Origin of the sequence: Actinomyces sp., assembly GCF_030530635.1 — a bacterium.
GTDB lineage: Bacteria > Actinomycetota > Actinomycetes > Actinomycetales > Actinomycetaceae > Actinomyces.
Window position 1 is genome coordinate 19786 of sequence record NZ_JAUMUL010000007.1, and the last position, 19208, is coordinate 38993.

8 protein-coding genes are annotated in these 19208 nt (G+C 71.4%); all 8 read left to right on the top strand.

The window, feature by feature from the left end; all coding sequences use genetic code 11:
- The first annotated feature begins 9 nt into the window (after positions 1–9).
- The 8 genes from Q4A20_RS03235 to Q4A20_RS03270 all read left to right on the top strand — a co-directional run bounded on the left by Q4A20_RS03235 (position 10) and on the right by Q4A20_RS03270 (position 19088).
- Complete coding sequence (locus Q4A20_RS03235) at positions 10–2088, top strand: primosomal protein N' (RefSeq protein WP_303120253.1); 2079 nt, start codon at positions 10–12, stop codon at positions 2086–2088.
- 10 nt (positions 2089–2098) lie between these two features.
- A complete protein-coding gene (locus tag Q4A20_RS03240; RefSeq protein ID WP_303120256.1) occupies positions 2099–2752 on the top strand; it encodes an HAD family phosphatase in 654 nt (217 codons plus the stop codon).
- A 4-nt stretch (positions 2753–2756) separates the two neighbouring features.
- On the top strand, positions 2757–3716 hold the full coding sequence (gene fmt / locus Q4A20_RS03245) for a methionyl-tRNA formyltransferase (RefSeq protein ID WP_303120257.1): 960 nt from the start codon (positions 2757–2759) through the stop codon (positions 3714–3716).
- The gene (locus Q4A20_RS03250) at positions 3713–5131 is read left to right on the top strand and encodes an RsmB/NOP family class I SAM-dependent RNA methyltransferase (protein WP_303120258.1); all 1419 of its coding nucleotides are present in this window, start codon (positions 3713–3715) and stop codon (positions 5129–5131) included. The genes fmt and Q4A20_RS03250 overlap by 4 nt, the downstream gene beginning before the upstream one ends.
- A 26-nt stretch (positions 5132–5157) precedes the next feature.
- Positions 5158–5820 carry a ribulose-phosphate 3-epimerase gene (gene rpe / locus Q4A20_RS03255; RefSeq protein ID WP_303120260.1) on the top strand — a complete coding sequence of 221 codons (663 nt, stop codon included), beginning with the start codon at positions 5158–5160 and terminating at the stop codon, positions 5818–5820.
- Between the two features lie 265 nt (positions 5821–6085).
- Complete coding sequence (locus tag Q4A20_RS03260) at positions 6086–7939, top strand: biotin carboxylase N-terminal domain-containing protein (protein WP_303120262.1); 1854 nt, start codon at positions 6086–6088, stop codon at positions 7937–7939.
- A 2-nt stretch (positions 7940–7941) separates the two neighbouring features.
- Positions 7942–9555: an acyl-CoA carboxylase subunit beta gene (locus Q4A20_RS03265; protein WP_303120266.1), complete on the top strand. Its 1614-nt coding sequence runs from the start codon at positions 7942–7944 to the stop codon at positions 9553–9555.
- Between the two features lie 65 nt (positions 9556–9620).
- The gene (locus tag Q4A20_RS03270; protein WP_303120268.1) at positions 9621–19088 is read left to right on the top strand and encodes a type I polyketide synthase; all 9468 of its coding nucleotides are present in this window, start codon (positions 9621–9623) and stop codon (positions 19086–19088) included.
- The last annotated feature ends 120 nt before the right edge of the window (positions 19089–19208 follow it).

Sequence of the window (19208 nt, forward strand, 5' to 3'; positions counted from 1 at the left end):
GGAGGCGCCTTGGCAGACACACCCGATACCATCTTGGCGGGCGCGCCGGAGCAGGGCGCGCTCCTCGACGTCCCCATCAAAGCCGCGCGGAGGGTGACCAACCCGGGTGTGCCACTGCCGGTGGCACGGGTGCTGTTGGACTCCGCCGTCGCACACCTGGACCGGTTGTTCGACTATCTGGTATCACCGGAGCTCGACGCCGCCGCCGCCGTGGGCACCCGTGTCGTCGTCCGCTTCGGCGGCCAGGACCTGCACGGCTGGATCTGGGAACGCACCGAGACCACCACTCACCCCGGTCGGCTCATGCCCATTCGCCGAGTCATCTCAGACCTTCCGGTGCTGACCCCGGACACCATGTCCCTCATCGAGGCCGTGGCCGCACGTACGGCCGGCGTACGCTCCGACATCATCCGGCTGGCCGTGCCCGCCCGGCACGCCACGACCGAACGGGAGGAGCGCGACCAGCCGGTGCCGACGATGCCCCGTTGGGAGCCGCCCTCCGCCGCGGCCTGGGAGGCCTACTCGGGCGGCCCCGCCTTTTTGCAGCGGCTGACCGCCGGCGAGTCCCCCCGCGCCGCCTGGACCGCCCTGCCCGGCAGGCCGGACCTGTTGGCGGACTGGCCCCGCCTGGTAGCGGACGCCGCCCGTGCCGCTCTGGCCGGAGGACGAGGAGTACTGGTGGTAGTGGCCACCACTGAACGCGCGGAGGCGGTAGCCACCGTGCTGGGCTCCGCCCTTAGTGGGGAGAGCGTGGTGACCCTCTCCGCCGAGCACGGACCCGCGCGCCGCTACCGGGCCTTCCTAAGGGCACTGTCCGGGCGCACCCGGGTGGTGGTGGGGACCCGCGGTGCGGCCTTCTGCCCCGTGCACAACCTCGGCCTGGCCGTAATCTGGGACGACGGCGACGACCGGCTCGACGAGCCTCATGCACCCTATATGCACGCCCGTACGGTCCTGGCCCTGCGGTCGGGACTTTCCGGGGCCGGGTTGCTGATAGCGGGCTACACCCGCTCGGTGGAGGCCCAGGCCTATGTGGAACAGGGGTGGGCCACCGACCTGCACGCTCACCGCGACGTCAGGCGTGCCGCCGTCGCCCGCGTGCAGGTGCCCGCGGCCCCGGAACTCGAGGCGGAGGGTGCTTCCGGGACGGCCCGCATACCGTCCCTGGCCCACCGGATGCTGCGCGAGGCGCTGAAGGACGGTCCGGTACTGGTACAGGTACCCCGTGGCGGCTACGCGCCCATGATCGCCTGCGCTCGTTGTCGCACTGTTGCCCGTTGTCCGAGTTGCTCCGGTCCGCTGGCTCTGGGTCGAGACGGCGCAGTCACCTGCCGCTGGTGCGCGCGCACGGCCGCGAACTGGAGCTGCTCGGAGTGCGGACACTCGCGGCTGCGCATGGTGCAGGTGGGCACCACCCGCACCGCCGAGGAGTTGGGCCGGGCCTTCCCGGGCATACCCGTGGTCGCCTCCGGGACACGCGAGGATCATGGCGTGATCGCCACCGTGGACGTCCGCCCACGCCTGGTGATCGCCACGCCGGGGGCGGAACCGCTGGCGGTCGGCGGCTACCGGGGAGTGCTGTTGCTGGACGGTGCCGCCGTGTCGTCCCGTGCCGATCTGGGAGCACCCGGTCAGGCTCTGCGTCACTGGACCAATGCGGCCGTACTGGCCGCCCCGGATGCGCGAGTGCTCCTGCTGGGGCGCCCGCACCCGGTGGCCGCACAAGCACTGGTACGTTGGGACCATGCGGGCTTCGCCCGCCGCGAACTGCATGAACGCGCCGAACTGCACCTGCCGCCGGCCTGGCGGGCGGCCCGCGTTGACGGCGGGCGGCGGCGCCTGGAGGAATTGTTTGACCGGGCTCGGGCGGCCGACTTCGAAGTGCTCGGCCCCGTCGACGCACCCCGCCACGGCCGCCCCGGGGAGAAGGCACTGGCACCTAAAGCACCGCAAATGCGTGGGCTGATTCGTGCCCCCCTGGGGCGGGGCAGGCAGCTGGCGGATTTCCTGCGCCTGCAAGCACGGGAGGCATCAGTGCGCCGGGAGGAGCCGGTGCGCGTCGAACTGGATCCGACCGTTTTGTGGTAGGCAGGAACCCATGAGCACCGCACCGCCGCACGCCTCCCCGGCGATCGATGCCGTGGTCTTCGACTACGGCAACGTCATCTACGCCTGGGAGGCCGTAGGTGCCATTGCCGGGCGCGTGCCCCTGCAGTCCTGGCAGGAGTTCGTGGAGGTGGGGGACTTCCCCCGTTGGAACGCAATGCTGGACGCCGGCCTGCCCTTGGAGCAGACTCTGGCCGCCTTGGCTGCGGCCCACCCCGACCGTCCTGACTGGCCCCCCATGCTACGCATCTACTGGGATCACTTCAGCGACACCAAAACCGGCCCCATACCGGGCACTGCGGCCGTAATCGAGGCGCTGGCCGACGCCGGCGTGCCCCTGTACGCCCTTACCAATTTCAACGACGTGCTGTTCGACGCCACCCGCCACCTGTCCCCGCTGCTGGAGCGCTTCGCCGGCATCGTCGTGTCCGGACGGGAGCACCTGGTCAAACCTGATCCGGCCATCTTCCGGCTACTGCTGGACCGCTACCGACTTAAGGCCGACCACACCCTGTTCATCGACGACGCCCAGGTCAACGTGGAGGCGGCCCGCGCCGTCGGCATGCACGGCCACCGTTTCACCGGGGCGGCGCTGCTGCGCGGAGTACTGATGGAGGCGGGCCTGCTGCCCGCGCCTCTAGACTGAACCCATGCGTGTGCTCTTCGCCGGAACGCCCGAAACCGCTCTGCCCGTGCTCAAGGCACTTATCGCCTCTCCCGAGCACGAGGTGGTCGGCGTACTCACACGTGCCGATTCCCGCCGGGGTCGGGGCCGGTCCCTGCACCCCTCACCGGTGGCGTCCTTAGCCCGCGGGACCGGCCTGGATGTACGCACGCCCGCTACTCTGCGTGACCCGGATCTTCAGGCGTGGGTGCGCACCCTGCAGGCGGACGTTGCGGTCGTGGTCGCTTACGGCCGGATCGTCCCTTCCGCCCTCCTGGACGTACCCGGGCACGGCTGGATCAATCTGCACTTCTCCCTCTTGCCCGCCTGGCGCGGCGCCGCCCCGGTACAGCGTGCCCTGATGGCCGGTGACACGGTCACTGGCGCCAGCGTGTTCCGGCTTGAGGAGGGACTGGACACCGGGCCCGTCTACGTCAGCACCACCGAACCCGTCGGACCCGAGGACACGGCCGGCGACCTGCTCGCCCGGCTCGCCGAGATCGGCGTCGGCCTGGTTCTGGACGTGCTGGCCGGTCTAGAAGCCGGAACGCTCGTCCCCGAGCCCCAGGACGACACCGCCGCGACGCACGCCCCCGTCCTGACCACGGCCGAGGGGCGCGTCGACTTCCAAGCGGAGGCCGGCGCCGTGGACCGGCACATCCGTGGCCTCACGCCGACACCGGGCGCCCACACCACCTACCTCGGTGCCCGGATGCGCCTGGGGCCCGTGACACCACTGCCTGAGGTGACCGACCTGGCACCCGGGAGGATACGAGTATCCAAGCACGAGGTACAGGTCGGCACCGGGGCGGGCGCCGTCCGTCTGGGCCGCGTGGCACCCGCCGGTAGGAACTGGATGGACGCCGACGCCTGGGCGCGCGGCGCCCGGCCCGCCGCCGACACCGTACTGGGATCGCCCCAGCCGCAGGAGGACCCCGCCGCATGAAGCAAGACACCGCCCCGGACGCCGCCCGGCTGGCCGCTCTGCACGCCCTGACCAAGGTCCGGGAGGATGACGCCTACGCCAACCTGGTGCTGCCGACACTGCTCGACCAGGCCCGCCTGGGACGGCGCGACGCCGCCTTCGCCACCGCCCTTACCTACGGCGCCCTGCGCCTGCAGGGCCGCTATGACGCCGTCATCACCAACTGTGTCGACCGGCCCCTGGGACGGATCGATGCGGTCGTTCTGGATGTGCTGCGACTGGGGGCTCACCAGTTGCTCGGCATGCGGGTGCCCACCCACGCCGCCGTATCCACCACCGTGGACCTGGCCGCCCATAGCGCCGGTCGCGGCGCCGCAGGCTTCGTCAATGCGGTCATGCGCCGCATCAGCGACCGCGACCTGGACAATTGGCTGGAACACCTGCGCCAAGACGCTCCCGATGAGATCACGGCCCTGTCCCGCACCCAGTCTCACCCCCAGTGGGTGGTCAAGGCCCTACGGCAGGCGCTGAAGCTCAACGGACGCTCACCATCGGAGCTGGAGGCCCTGCTGGAGGCGGACAACACCGAGCCGCAGGTCGCCCTGTGCGCCCGGCCGGGCCTGATCTCACCGGCTCATCTCGCCGAGCAGGTACGCGCAGCCACCGGCGAGGACGCCCGCCCCGGGCGCCTGAGCCCGCACGCGCTGATTCTGTCCGGCGGCGACCCCGGGCGAATAGAGGCAGTGCGCGACTCGCGTGCCGGTGTCGAGGACGAGGCCAGCCAGCTCGTCGCCCTAATGCTGGCCGCCGCACCGCTGGAGGGTGACGATGCGCGCTGGCTCGACCTGTGCGCCGGCCCGGGCGGTAAGGCCGCCCTGCTGGGAGCCCTGGCCGCCGAGCGCAACGCAGAGCTGGTCGCCAACGAGGTCACCGATCACCGCGCCCGCCTGGTGGCCGGCGCGGTACGCGCCCTGCCCGAAGGCGTGGTACGAGTACGCACCGACGACGGTCGTGACCTCGGCCGTCAGGAGCCGGGCGTATACGACCGTGTCCTGGTGGACGCCCCCTGCTCCGGCCTGGGCTCCTTGCGGCGTCGCCCTGAAGCGCGTTGGCGCCGTACGCCCCAGGACGTCGCCGCGCTGGCCGAGCTTCAGCGCGAGTTGCTCGCCAGCGCCATCGCAGCGGTCCGCCCCGGAGGTGTGGTGGCTTACGTGACCTGTACGCCACATGTGCTCGAGACGAGCCTGGTGGTGCGCGACGCCACCCGGCAGGCGGCGCGGGTCGGCATCGTGCTCGAGCCATTGCACGCCGGCCGGCTGGCCGCCGAACTCGCGCCGCAGCCGCCGGCCGGTGCCGACCGGGAGATGTTGCAGACCTGGCCGCATCTGGACGACTCGGATGCCATGTTCTGCGCACTGCTGCGGCGTACCGTATGACCGCTCGTGCCAGTGAAGGAGGCCCCATGACCCCGGCTATCCATCCCTCGATCCTCAACGCCGACCAGGCTCACCTCGCCGCCGAGTTGGAGCGGGTGCGCAGCGCGGACGGCCTGCACGTGGATGTGATGGACAACCACTTCGTGCCCAACCAATTCGGCGGTCCTGCCCTGGTGGAGTCCGTGCTGGCCCACACCCGCCTACCGGTCGATGCGCACCTGATGGTCACCGACGCCGATCGCTGGGCGCCGGTGTACGCCGAGGCGGGCTGTGCCATAGTCACCAGCCACATTGAGGCGACCACGGCGCCCTTCCGCCTGGCAGGCGAACTTCACCGTCTCGGCGCGGGAATGGGTCTCGCCCTGCGACCGGCCACCCCCCTGGACACCGTGGAGCCACTGCTGGGCGAACTCGACCTGCTGCTGCTGATGACGGTCGAACCGGGTTTCGGCGGACAGTCCTTCCTGGAGCCCATGCTGGACAAGATCGCCGCCGCCCGACGCCTGGTGGGCAGGTCCGGGCAGCAGCTGCGCATTCAGATCGATGGGGGCGTGACCGAGCAGACCATTGCGCGCGCCGCCGAGGCCGGGGCCGATGTGTTCGTCGCCGGCTCCGCCGTGTACCGTGCCGACGACGCTGCCACGGCCATTGCCGCCCTGCGCGAGCGCGCCACCATCCACCGGCCCTGACCTCCGCGCAGGCGGTGATCGGGCGATAATCGCCCCGCCGTCAACACACCGTCAGGACAATTCAAGGCGACGGACCGTATTTGTGGTGATTCCACAATGGGCTCGCCGGGGCGGTTGGCCTTATCGTTCTAGTAAGGCGGGAATAGCGCTCCCCGGCCGTTCGGGATACCGGGTCGCCTTTGTAGGCGAACGCCATTCCGCGCCTGCTCGTTACCACATCCGGAACGGGCCCGACCGGATCACCACCCACCCCAGGAGCCGCTCAGTGAGCGTTGACGTGAGCCACGACCGCACCCCCACCCGTATTCTCATCGCCAACCGTGGCGAGATCGCCCTGCGCGTGGCCCGTACCGTGAGGGACCTCGGCGGCACCTCTATCCTGCCGTACACGCCGGAGGACCTGATGAGTCCGGCGGCGGAGCTGGTAGACGAGGCCTACGCCCTGCCGGAGGGATCCGGCTACACCGACGCCGACGCCATCCTCGAACTCGCCCACTCCGCCGGCGCCGACGCCGTCCACCCCGGCTACGGCTTCCTGTCGGAGAACGCAGACTTCGCCCAGGCCGTAGCCGACGCCGGGCTGACCTGGGTGGGACCTTCACCGCAGGCCATGCGCACTCTGGGGGACAAGCTCTCCGCCCGTGCCACCGCGGAGCACGCCGGCGTCGCACCGGTTCCCGGTATTACTGACTCAATCACCAGCCCCAAGACGGTCACCGACTTCGCCGCCACCCACGGTTACCCGGTGGCGCTCAAACGCACCGATGGAGGGGGCGGCCGCGGCATCACCGTGCTCGCCTCCGATGCCGAGGCGCAAGCCACCCCCGCCTTCGAGTCCGCCGCCGGAGCCGGCACGCTCATCCTGGAGAAGTTCGTCACCGCGGCCCGTCACGTAGAGACCCAGTGCGCCCGGGACAGCCACGGCGCCTTCGCCGTCATCTCCACCCGTGACTGCACTCTGCAGCGCCGCAACCAGAAACTGCTGGAGGAGGCACCCGCACCGTTCCTGCCCGAAGCCGTTCAGGAACGGCTCACTGAGGCGTCTCGCCGGCTGTTGGACGCCGTCGACTACGTGGGCGTGGCCACCTGTGAGTTTCTGCTCACCCCAGCCGATGAGCTTTGGTTCCTGGAAGTCAATCCGCGCCTGCAGGTCGAGCACTGCGTCTCGGAGGAGGTCACCGGCGTCGACCTGGTAGAGATGCAGTTGCGTATCGCGGCGGGCGGTCACCTCGGTGCCGTTCCCGCGCCGCGGGGGCACTCCCTAGAACTGCGTGTCACCTGCGAGGACCCCGCTCAGGGACTCACCCCCTCCACCGGCACCATCACCCGGCTGCGCTGGCCCGCCGGCCCCGGCATCCGGATCGAGTCCGGTGTCGTCGCCGGCGACGCCGTCACGCCCACCTTCGACCCGATGCTCGCCAAGATCGTGGTCACCGGCGCCGACCGCGATCAGGCCATTCGGCGTGCTCGCAGGGCCCTTGAGGAGACGGTCGTGGAGGGCGTGACCGTTTGCGTCTCGCTGCACGGTCACGTGTTAGGACGCGAGGAGTTCATCCGACCCGGCGCCGACGGTCGTCTGGGCGTGACCACCCGTTGGATCGAGGAGGCCGTTCTGCCCGCATTGGCGGCTCCTGCCGCACCGGACGCCGCCGCGGACACGCCCGCTACCGACACCCACCGCACCCGCTCCACCTACGTAGTCGAGATCAATGGCCAGCGCGTGCGGGTCACCGTCCCCGATGGGATTCTCGGCGGGCACGCCAGGCGCCTGGGTGCCGGCTACGCCGCCGGCGAGCAGCGCGCCCGGCAACCACTGCGCGGACGAGGCGCTGGACGCGGACGCGGCGGCGCCGAGTCCGGCGCCCGCGGCGGCGACCCGGGCGCCATCGCCGCCCCCATGCAGGCCATCGTCACCCGTATCTGCGTCTCCCCGGGGCAACGTGTGCGCGAGGGCGACCTGCTGGTGGTCCTGGAGTCCATGAAGATGGAGAACTACGTGCACGCTCCCGCTGACGCCACAGTCGCCGATATACCCGTGAGCGCCGGCCGCACCGTGACCGCCGGCGAGATCCTCGTGCGCATGCGCGACACCGATGCCCACCCCCAGCAGGAGGTCTGATCATGACCGAGAACACCCAAGCGGGAAGCACTGCGTCCACCGCGACCATGGCCGACTCCGCGGCGACCATGGCCTTCCGCGAACGCATCGCCCGTGTGGACGCCGAAGCCGAGGATCGGGCCGCCTCCCGCCAGCATGCCAAGGGCAAGCACACCGCCCGCGAGCGCATCGCCATGCTGCTGGACGCCGATAGCTTCCTGGAGGTCGGCCGCTACTCCGGGTCAGGTGCCGGTGAGCGAGCGCGGCCCTCCGGTGTGGTCACCGGCTTCGGACAGATAGGCGGCCGCCAGGTGGCCGTCTATTCCCAGGACTTCTCCGTGTCCGGCGGCGCCCTGGGCAGCGTAGAGGGCGACAAGATCGTGGGTCTGCTCGACGACGCCCTGCGCCTATCCATCCCGGTAATCGGGCTCATTGACTCTGGTGGCGCCAAGATTCAGGAGGGCGTGGGGGCCCTGCGCCAGTACGGGCGCATCTTCAACCGCACCTGCGCCGCCTCCGGACTGGTACCGCAGATCAGCGTGATCATGGGGCCGTGCGCGGGCGGCGCCGTCTACTCTCCGGCGCTGACGGATTTTGTCATCGCCACCCGCGAGGCCTCCCACATGTTCGTCACCGGCCCCGATGTGGTGCGCGCCGTCACCGGTGAGCGGATCAGCGCCGAGGAGTTGGGCGGCGCCGACATTCACGGCTCGGTCACTGGTGTGGTGCACTATGTGGCCGAGGATGAGGAGGATGCTCTGGCCCAGGTGCGTGCCCTGCTGGCCTACCTGCCCTCCTCCTCCGAGCAGGAGGCGCCCCGCTACGCCTACGAGGACGCCGACCGGGCCACGGACCGGGACGCCGCCGCCGAGGTCGGCACCCTGGTGCCCGCCTCGCCCCGTCAGCCCTACGACGTCACCGCGGTGGTGGCAGCCGTGGTCGACCACGGGGAATTGGTGCAGGTGCAAGAGGACTTCGCCGCCAACGTGGTGGTCGGCTTCGCCTGTTTCGAGGGGCGCCCAGTGGGCGTGGTCGCCAACCAGCCGCTGGTGGACGCCGGCACACTGGACGTGGACGCCTCCGAGAAGCTGGCCCGCTTCGTGCGCTTCTGTGACGCCTTCGGCCTGCCGGTGGTGACCTTCGTGGACGTTCCCGGCTATCGCCCGGGTGCGGAGCAGGAGCACGCCGGCATCATCCGCCGCGGTGCGAAAGTCATTAACGCCTATGCCTCCGCCACCGTGCCCCTGGTCACGGTGGTATTGCGCAAGGCCTACGGCGGCGCCTATATCGTCATGGGTTCCAAGGCCATCGGCGCGGACCTGAACTTCTGCTGGCCCGGAGCGGAGATAGCCGTACTCGGCGCCCAGGGGGCGGTGGGCATCATCCACCGCCGGGACCTGCAAAAGGTCCGGGAGACCTCCGGGGAGCAGGCCGCGGCTGCCGAGCAGCAACGCCTGATCGAAGAGTACACGCAGACCGTCATCAACCCGGACAAGGCCGTCGCCATCGGTGAGATCGACGCGGTCATCGCACCCGAGGACACGCGCACCGTGATTGTGGACTCCCTGGCCGCCCTGGCAGCCAAGCGCGACGGCCGCCGCAGCCCCTCCAAGAAGCACGACAACGGCCCGCTATGACCATCAGCCCAACCGATCACAGCCCACAAACCACCACTGCAAGCCATCCGACAACCGAGGACCGTATGACCACCCAGCCCAACACTTCCGACACCATCGCCGAGCGGCTCAACACCGGTGAGCCCTATGTGCTCGCCTTCGGCGGCCAGGCCACCCCCTGGCGCGCCACCTTGGAGGAGCTGGTCGGACTGGACCGCGAGCTGGCCGCCGAACTGGCCGCCATCGACGCCACCGTCGCCGACCGTCTCGCGCCGGTTGCCACCGACCTGCTCACCGTGACCCCGCGGGGAGCGCGCTTCTTCGGCACCGACGGCGCTCCAGTGGCACCCGCCCCACAGGCGGGGGCCGACACCGCCGACGTGTCCGTACCCGGCATCCTGTTCGCCCAGCACGCCGCTCTGGCCTGCTTGCCCGGCTCCGGCATTGACCCTGTGGGGGAGCAGGCTCCGGGTGCCGTCATCGGCCACTCCCAGGGCGTGCTCGGTGTGGCCCTGCTGGATGCGCTGCGCAGGGCGCGTGGTGAGGGCGATGAGGCGGTCTCCGACGGTGTGGTTCAGGTGCACGCCATCGCCCGTCTGATCGGCGCCGCCGCCGCCCGCACCACGGGAAGGCTCAACCTGGGCACAGTGGGGGAGACCACCCCCATGCTGTCGGTGCGCGGAGTGACCCGGGACGTCCTCGACGGCGTACTCGCGCAGGTGCCCGAATCGGAACGGATCGCCGTCGGCGTGGTCAACGGCCGCCTGGCTCATATTCTGTCCGGCCGCCCCGGTGACCTGGAGCGGGTCGTCACCGCCCTGGAGGCCGCCGCCCGCCGCAGCGAGCGGGAGCGCAAGGAGCGGCGCCGCGGCGGCGCCGTGCTGAACCCGATCACCGAGTTCCTGAATACTTCCGTGCCCTTCCACACACCCTTGCTCGCCACCGCCGTTGACGACGTGGTGGCCTGGGCCGCCCGCGCCGGCTTGGACACCGAGCTGGCCCGCGAGTTGGCGGTCGCTGTTCTGATCGACCCGGTCGACTGGCCCGCCACCGTGGACGCGGCTCTCGCCGACGGGCGCCGCCTCATCCTCGACCTCGGCCCCGGCACCGTGCTATCGCGCCTGACCGAGCCGGTCGTAGCCGGAACCGGCACCACCGTGGTCCCCGCGGGCACCTCCCACCACATCGACGACCTTGACCGGCCCGGCGCCGCCCCGGCCCCCACCGTGGAACGCGCCCGCTTCGCACCCCGCCTGACCCGGCTTCCCGACGGGCGTGTCACCCTGGACACCGCCTTCACCCGGCTGACCGGCCGTTCCGCGATCCTGCTGGCCGGTATGACGCCAACCACCGTCGACCCGGAGATCGTGGCCGCAGCCGCCAACGCCGGCTACTGGGCGGAGTTGGCCGGCGGCGGGCAAACCACCGCCAAGGTGCTGTCCGACAACCTGGCGGGCCTGGAGCAGGCCCTGGAGCCGGGCCGGACCGCCGCCTTCAACGCCATGTTCATGGACCGCTACCTGTGGAACCTGCACCTGGGTACTCAGCGGCTACTGTCCAAGGCGCGTGCGGCCGGCAGCCCGGTCGACGGCGTGGTCATCTCCGCCGGCATCCCCGAGCTGGATGAGGCCGTGGCCCTGATCACTCGCCTGCGGGGTGAGGGCTTCCCCTATGTGGCCTTCAAGCCCGGCACCGTGGACCAGATCCGGCAGGTCATTACCATCGCCAAGGCCGTCCCGGACGTGCCCGTGATCGTGCAGATCGAGGACGGTCACGCCGGTGGACACCACTCGTGGGAGGACCTGGACACCATGCTCCTGGCCACCTACGACTCCATCCGTGCGGTGGACAACCTGGTGCTGTGTGTGGGCGGCGGCATTGGCGCCCCCGAGCGCGCGGCTGACTACATCACCGGACGCTGGGCCGAGGCATACGGCACCGCGGCCGCCCCGGTGGACGGCGTGTGTGTGGGCACGGCTGCCATGACCTGCCTGGAGGCCAAGACCAACGAGGACGTCAAGCAGCTGCTGGTCGACACCCCCGGGATCGACCCGGCCCACGAGGGTGGTTGGGTCGCCTCCGGCGCCTCCGCCGGAGGCATGACTTCCGGCCTGTCCCACCTGCGCGCCGACCTGTACGAGATTGACAACTCCTCCGCCCGCGCATCACGGCTCATCCAGGAGCTCGCCGGCGACGACGACGCCATGACGGCACGCCGTGAGGAGATGATCGCGGCCCTGGCCAAGACCGCCAAGCCCTACTTCGGTGACGTCGAGGAGATGAGCTACCTGGAGTGGGCCACCCGCTACGCCGAGCTGTGTGTGTCCCCGCACGCCGGTAGGGCCGCCACCCGGGCCGATTGGGCCGACGAGGGCTGGTACGACCGGTTCCTCGATCTGCTGCACCGCATCGAGGCGCGCCTGGACGCCGCCGACCACGGCGAGATCGCCACGCTGTTCGCAGGCGAGGAGGACGTCTTGGACGCCGACGCCGCCCTGGCGGCCCTGGCTGAGCGCTACCCGCAGGCCACCACCACTCGGGTGGAGCCCGCCGACGCGGCCTGGTTCGTGGACCTGTGCCGCAAGCACCCCAAGCCGGTTCCCTTCGTGCCCGTGCTCGACGCCGACATTCTGCGCTGGTGGGGCACTGACTCCCTGTGGCAGTCTCAGGACCCGCGCTACACCGCCGACCAGGTGCGCATCATCCCCGGCCCGGTGTCCGTGGCCGGAATCACGACCATCAACGAGCCGGTCGGTCATTTGCTGGGCCGTTTCGAGACGGCGGTGATCGACACCCTGCGCGACGCCGGCGAGCAGGCCCAACCGGCCGCCGGCCGCCTGGGCATCTCCAGTGTCGTCGGCGCCCGCCCGGTGGCCGATGCCACCGAGCTGGTCCGCACCACCCCCCACGTGCTGTGGAACGGGCATCTGACCACTAACCCGGCCCGGGTGCTCAACGACGACGCCTACAGGGTGGTCGCCCGGCCCGACGTCGCCGCGGACGCCTACGACCTCGATATCGCCCTGGACACGCATTGGGACGCTACCCCCGGCGGGGAGGCGATCCACGCCGTACGTCGACTGGTTGTGCCACTGCGCCTGGCCCGCGCCTGGGATGGCGCGGCCCCGTTCGTGGACCCCGAGCGCATCAGCGAGACCATGTACGACCTGCTGCGGGGCACCGCGGGCGTCGGTGCCGTGTCCATCACCGGCGACCTGGTTGAGCAGTTGCCCGAGGTGCTCACCGCACAGCCGGGTGCCACGGACGCCCTGGGCCGGCCGGTCGAGCAGCCCTTCGGCACCGTTCACGCCCGTTTCACCCTGGGCGGTGACCTGGGTGCGGACCATGCCGCGGTCACCGCGGATGCCCTGCCCAATGCGCTGGCCGGTGCACCGCTGGTTCCCGACGCCCTGCTGGGGCCGTGCTGGCCGGTTGTCTATGCGGCCCTGGGCAGTGTCGTGGAGGACGGCATGCCCCTGATTGAGGGGCTGCTCGGCGCGGTCCACCTGGATCACACCATTGATCTGCGCCGCCCCTTGGCACAGTTGGCTCGCGAGGCCGGCCCCGACCGGGTCATTGAGGCCGACGGCTGGGTGGCCGGGCTGGAGGAGTCCAGTGCAGGACGTGTCGTGGACGTGCGCCTGCAGCTGAGGGACGCCGCCGACGGGAGCCTGGTCGCCCTCATGCGTGAGCGCTTCGCCATTCGGGGCCGCGCCTCCGGTACCGCCGTGCCCTCCGCACCCGAGCAGGCCGGCGGCACCGGGCGGCCGACTGCGCCCGCCGCCCGCCGCCTGCTGCGCCGCATCACCGTGACCGCGCCCAGCGACATGACCGCCTTCGCCCGCGTCACCGGCGATTTCAACCCGATCCACACCAGCTACCACGCTGCGAAGGTCGCCGGTATGGACGCCCCGCTGGTGCACGGCATGTGGCTTTCGGCCACCGCCCAGCAGGCTGCGGCCGCGACCGCGCCTGATGGCACCCGTCATGTGCTCGCCGGGTGGACCTACACGATGCTCGGCCCCGTCGAGCTCGGTGACCAGGTCCAGGTCAGTGTCGAGCGCACCGGCCTGGTGGTCGGTGGTGGCCTCGTCCTTGAGGTCACTTGCCGGGTGGGCGATGAAGTCGTCTCCCGCGGCACGGCCGTAACCGAGCCGGAGCCCACCGCCTACGTCTTCCCCGGCCAGGGCATCCAGGCCCGCGGCATGGGGCTGGATGAGATGCGCACCTCTAAGGCCGCCCGGCAGGTTTGGGAGCGGGCCGATGCCCACACTCGCGCCGAGCTCGGCTTCTCGGTCATCGCGCTGGTGCGCGACAACCCCACGGAGATGACCGCCCGCGGCGTCACCTACCGGCACCCCGATGGCCTGCTCAACCTCACCCAGTTCACGCAGGTTGCCCTGGCCACTGTCGCCATGGCGACCACCGCGCGCCTGGCCGAGGCCGGTGCCCTGGTGGAGTCCGCCGCCTTTGCCGGTCACTCCCTGGGTGAGTACACGGCCCTGAGTGCTTATGGGCGGGTCATGTCCGTGGAGACCACTATCTCGATCGTCTTCCAGCGCGGCTCCACCATGCACTCGCTGGTGCCGCGCGACGAGTTCGGTGCCTCCAACTACCGGATGGGCGCTCTGCGGCCCAACCAGGCGGGTATCGCCGCCGCGGATGTTGAGGACTACATCCGCGGGGTGTCCGAGGCCTCCGGGGAGTTCTTGCAGATCGTGAACTACAACCTCGCCGGCGTGCAGTACGCCGTCGCGGGCACCATCAAGGGTCTGGAGGCGCTGGCCGCTGACGCCCGCGCCAAGGCCGCCGCCCGGGGTGGGAAGAATCCCTTCATGTACGTCCCCGGTATCGATGTGCCCTTCCACTCCGAGGTGCTGCGTCCCGGCGTGCCCGAGTTCCGGGAGCGTCTGCTGGCATTGATTCCGACGGATCTGGACACCGACCGGCTGGTGGGCCGCTACGTGCCCAACCTGGTGGCCCGCCCCTTCGAGCTGACCCGCGAGTTCGCCCAGGCGATCCTTCAGGTGGTCCCCTCCGAGCCGGTGCGCAGCATTGTGGACGACTGGGAGCAGTGGGCCGCGCGGCCCACCGAACTCGGCCGCCAGCTACTGGTGGAGTTGCTGGCGTGGCAGTTCGCCTCCCCGGTGCGTTGGATCGAGACGCAGGACGTGCTGCTGGACGCCCCCGAGCAGGACGGGCTGGGGGTCGAGCACATCGTCGAGGTGGGCCTGGCCGCGTCCCCGACGCTGGCCAACCTGGCCTCCCGCACGGCGGCCCTGCCGCAGCACGCCGGCAGTCACGTGGTGGTGCACAACGCCCGCCGCGACGAGTCCCGCGTGCTGGCCACCGACACCGACCCGGCCCCCGGGATCGAGGAGGAGACCCCGACGGAGACCGCCGTGCCCGCCGAGGTCGCCGCGTCGGCCGAGTCCGCACCATCGGCACCGACCGCCGCCGTTGCGGAGCCCACGCCTACCGAGGCGGCTCCCGCGGCATCTGCGCCGGCGGCATCCGGCCCGGTTGCGGACCTGCCCTTCACGGCCACCGACGCCTTGACGGTGCTGCTGGCTCATGCCGCCCGCATCCGCCCCGAGCAGATCGCTCCCACCGACACCACCGAGTCGCTCACCAACGGCGTGTCCTCCCGCCGCAACCAGCTGCTGATGGACCTGGGCACGGAGCTGCAACTGGCCAGCATCGACGGTGCCGCCGACGCCGACATGAGCACGCTGGCGGGTATCGTCGCCAAGGGTGCCCCCGGCTACAAGCCCTTCGGGCCGGTGCTGACCGATGCGACCCGTACCGGTCTGGGACGGATCCTCGGCCCGTCCGGGGTGCGTGCCGGCCGTATCGCCGACCGCGTTACCGGCACCTGGGGCCTGGGCGACGGCTGGGTCTCGCACGTGACCGCCGAGATCTTCCTGGGCACCCGCGAGGGTGCCTCCATGCGGGGCGAGGACTTGGCCGCGCTGGGTTCGTCCGCGCCGCTGACCAACGCCGGTGGTGTGGACGCGCTTATCGACGCCGCCGTGCAGGCGGTCGCCACCACCCACGGCGTGACCGTGTCCATGCCGTCCGCCGGCGGCGCCGGGGGGGCCGTGGTCGATTCCGCCGCCCTGGATGCCTTCGCCGCCCAGGTGACCGGCGCCGACGGGGTGCTGGCCAAAACCGCCCGCACGCTTCTGGACGTTCTGGGCCTGGCTGACAAGACCGGTGTCCCGGCCGACGCCGGGGATGAGGCGGCAGCCACCCGTGCTGCGGTCGAGGCGATCGATGCGGAGTTGGGTACCGGCTGGGTCAAGTCCGTCACGCCGACCTTCTCCGCCGACCGCGCCGTCCTGATCGACGACCGCTGGGCCTCGGCTCGCGACGACCTCGCGCGTCTGGGCAATGGCGATCTGGATCTGGCTAAGGCCACCGGACTACTGACCCCGCAGCGGTTCACCGGCCTGGGAACCGCGGTCGCCGACCAGGCCGCTTGGTGGGGTCGGCAGTTGCGTGCCGCCGCCACGGCCGGCGGCGCGGACGACCTGGTCCGCCGTGCCGAGATCGCCGAGGCCATCGCCGCCGCGGCCGCCCAGAAGCCGGTAGCCGGCGCCGACTCCGTCCGCTGGGCGGACGACGTGGCTGTGGTCACCGGGGTTGCTCCCGGGTCGATCGCCGCGGCCGTTGTCGGCGAGCTGCTGGCCGGGGGCGCCACCGTCGTGGCCACCAGCTCCCGCCTGACGCATGAGCGTTTGGCCTTCGCCACCGGCCTGTACCGCGAACACGCCTCCGCCGGCGCCCGCCTGTGGATGGTGCCGGCCAACCTGGCCTCCTACCGCGACGTGGACGCCCTGGCCGACTGGATCGGCAATGACCAGACGGTCACCTCCGGCGGCTCCACCCAGCTGGTCAAGGAGGCACTGGTACCTACGCTGCTGTTCCCCTTCGCCGCGCCGCGCGTGGTCGGCACCCTCGCCGACGCCGGCCCGGAGGCCGAGTCCCAGACCCGGCTGCTGCTGTGGAGCGTGGAGCGCACTATCGCCGCCCTGTCCGCCATCGGCACCGACACGCACGTCGACCACCGGCTGCACGTGGTCCTGCCGGGCTCGCCCAACCGCGGCACCTTCGGCGGTGACGGCGCCTACGGCGAGGTCAAGTCCGCCCTGGACGCCGTGGTCAACCGGTGGCGTGCGGAGAAGAACTGGTCCGGGCGCGTCACTCTGGCCCACCCCCGTATCGGCTGGGTGCGCGGCACCGGGCTGATGGGCGGCAACGACCCGCTGGTCGCGGCCGTCGAGGCCGCCGGCGTGCGTACCTGGTCCACCCAGGAGATCGCCGTCGAGCTGGTGCAGCTGTGCACCACCGAGGTGCGTGGCCGCGCCACCCAGGCGCCCGTGGAGGCCGACCTCACCGGCGGCCTGGGCGACGACGTGGATCTGGTCGCGCTGCGCACCAGCGCGCGGGCCACGGCTCCCGAATCGCGGCCGGAGACGCAGCCGCAGGCAACTGTCAAGGCGCTGCCCACCCCGCACGTGCCCACCCAGCCCACGGCCCCCGACTGGGGCGAGGTGGACGCCGACCTGGACGACCTGGTGGTAGTGGTCTCCACCGGCGAGGTCTCCACCTGGGGATCGGGCCGCACCCGCCGCGAGGCGGAGCTGGGCATGACCGCGGGCGACGACGTCGAGCTGACCGCTGCCGGCGTACTCGAACTCGCCTGGGGCATGGGCCTGCTGACCTGGCAGGACAGCCCCAAGGCCGGCTGGTACGACACCGACGGCGAGTTCGTCGACGAGTCCGACATCTACGCCCGCTACCGGGACGAGGTCGTGGCCCGCTGCGGTATCCGCGAGTTCGTCGACGACGGCGTGATCGCCACCGAGGGCCCGGAGGAGGTCGCGGTCTACCTCGACCACGACATCACCCTGACCGTCGCCGATGAGGCGACCGCCCGCACCATTGAGGTCACCGACCCCGAGCACACGCTGGTGGCCCCGGAGCTGGCCGACGGAGCTCCCACGGGGGAGTGGACCGTCACTCGCCTGGCCGGTTCCCTGGCCCGCGTGCCACGCCGCGCCACGCTCTCACGCACCGTCGGCGGCCAGTTCCCGGTCGACTTCGACCCGGAGCGCTGGGGCATCCCCGCCGCCATGGTGCAGGGCATGGACACCATCGCCTCCTGGAACCTGGTCACCGCCGTGGACGCCTTCCTGTCCGCCGGGTTCTCCCCGGCCGAGCTGCTGGCGGCGGTGCACCCCTCCGACGTGGCCTCCACGCAGGGCACCGGCTTCGGCGGCATGGAGTCCATGCGCAAGATGTTCGTCGGTCGCTTCCTCGGTGAGGAGCGCCCCAGCGACATCCTGCAGGAGGCGCTGCCCAACGTGGTGGCCGCGCACGTCATGCAGTCCTACGTAGGCGGCTACGGCTCCATGGTGCAGCCGGTGTCGGCCTGCGCCACCGCCGCGGTGTCCATCGAGGAGGGCTGGGACAAGATCGCGCTCGGCAAGGCCGACGTGGTCGTGGCCGGCGCCATCGACGACATCTCGATTGAGTCGGTGGTCGGCTTCGGCAACATGAACGCCACCGCGGAGGCTGAGGCCATGTACGCCAAGGGCATCTCCGCCCGCCACTTCTCCCGCGCCAACGACCGTCGCCGCGGCGGCTTCGTGGAGGCCGAGGGCGGCGGCACGGTGATCCTGGCCCGTGGCTCCGTGGCGGCCCGACTGGGTCTGCCGGTGGCAGGTGTGATCGGCTTCGTCTCCTCCTACGCCGACGGCGCCCACACCTCCATCCCCGCCCCCGGGCTGGGTGCCCTCGGCGCGGGCCGCGGCGGCAAGGACTCCCGCCTGGCCAAGGCCCTGGCCGCTCTGGGCGTGGAGGCCGACGACATCGCCGTGGTGTCCAAGCACGACACCTCCACCAACGCCAATGACCCCAACGAGTCCGAGCTGCACACCCGCCTGGCCCGTGCCCTGGGACGCAGCGAGGGCAACCCGCTGGTGGCCGTCTCCCAGAAGACCATCACCGGTCACGCCAAGGGCGGTGCCGCGCTGTTCCAGGTGGCCGGCCTGGCCGAGATCCTGGCCACCGGTATCGCGCCGGGTAACGCCAGCCTGGACGTGGTGGACGCCCCGCTTGAGAAGGATGCCTTCTGGGTGTGGCCGCGCACCGCGATCCGCCTGGCGGGCCGTGGTGGAGCGGGCGGCCGCGTCCCGGGCGTGGGTCCGGTGCGTGCCGGACTGCTGACCAGCCTCGGCTTCGGTCACGTGTCCGGTCTGATCGCCCTGGTGCACCCCGGTGCCTTCGAGGCGGCCCTGCGGGCGCAGGGCGGCCAGGAGGCGGTGGACGCCTGGCTGGCCTCCGCCAACCGGCGCCTGGCGGCCGGTACGCGGCAGCGCCGCGCCGGCATGATCGGCCGCGCCCCGCTGTTCGAGCAGATCGACGGTCGGCGCCTGGGCGAGGAGCGCAAGGGTCGCGACCCGCACGAGGTTGAGGCCGCCATGCTGCTCGACCCGCAGGCACGCCTCGGCGCCGACGGCGTCTACCACACCGGCGAACTCGCCTGACATCGCGAGACCGGCACTAATGACGTGCCGAAACCGGTAACAGTGGTGGCCCCCGGGGCGGGGGGGCCCCGGGGCCCCCCCCCCCCCCCCCCGCCCCCCGCCGGGACCCCGCCCCGGTGG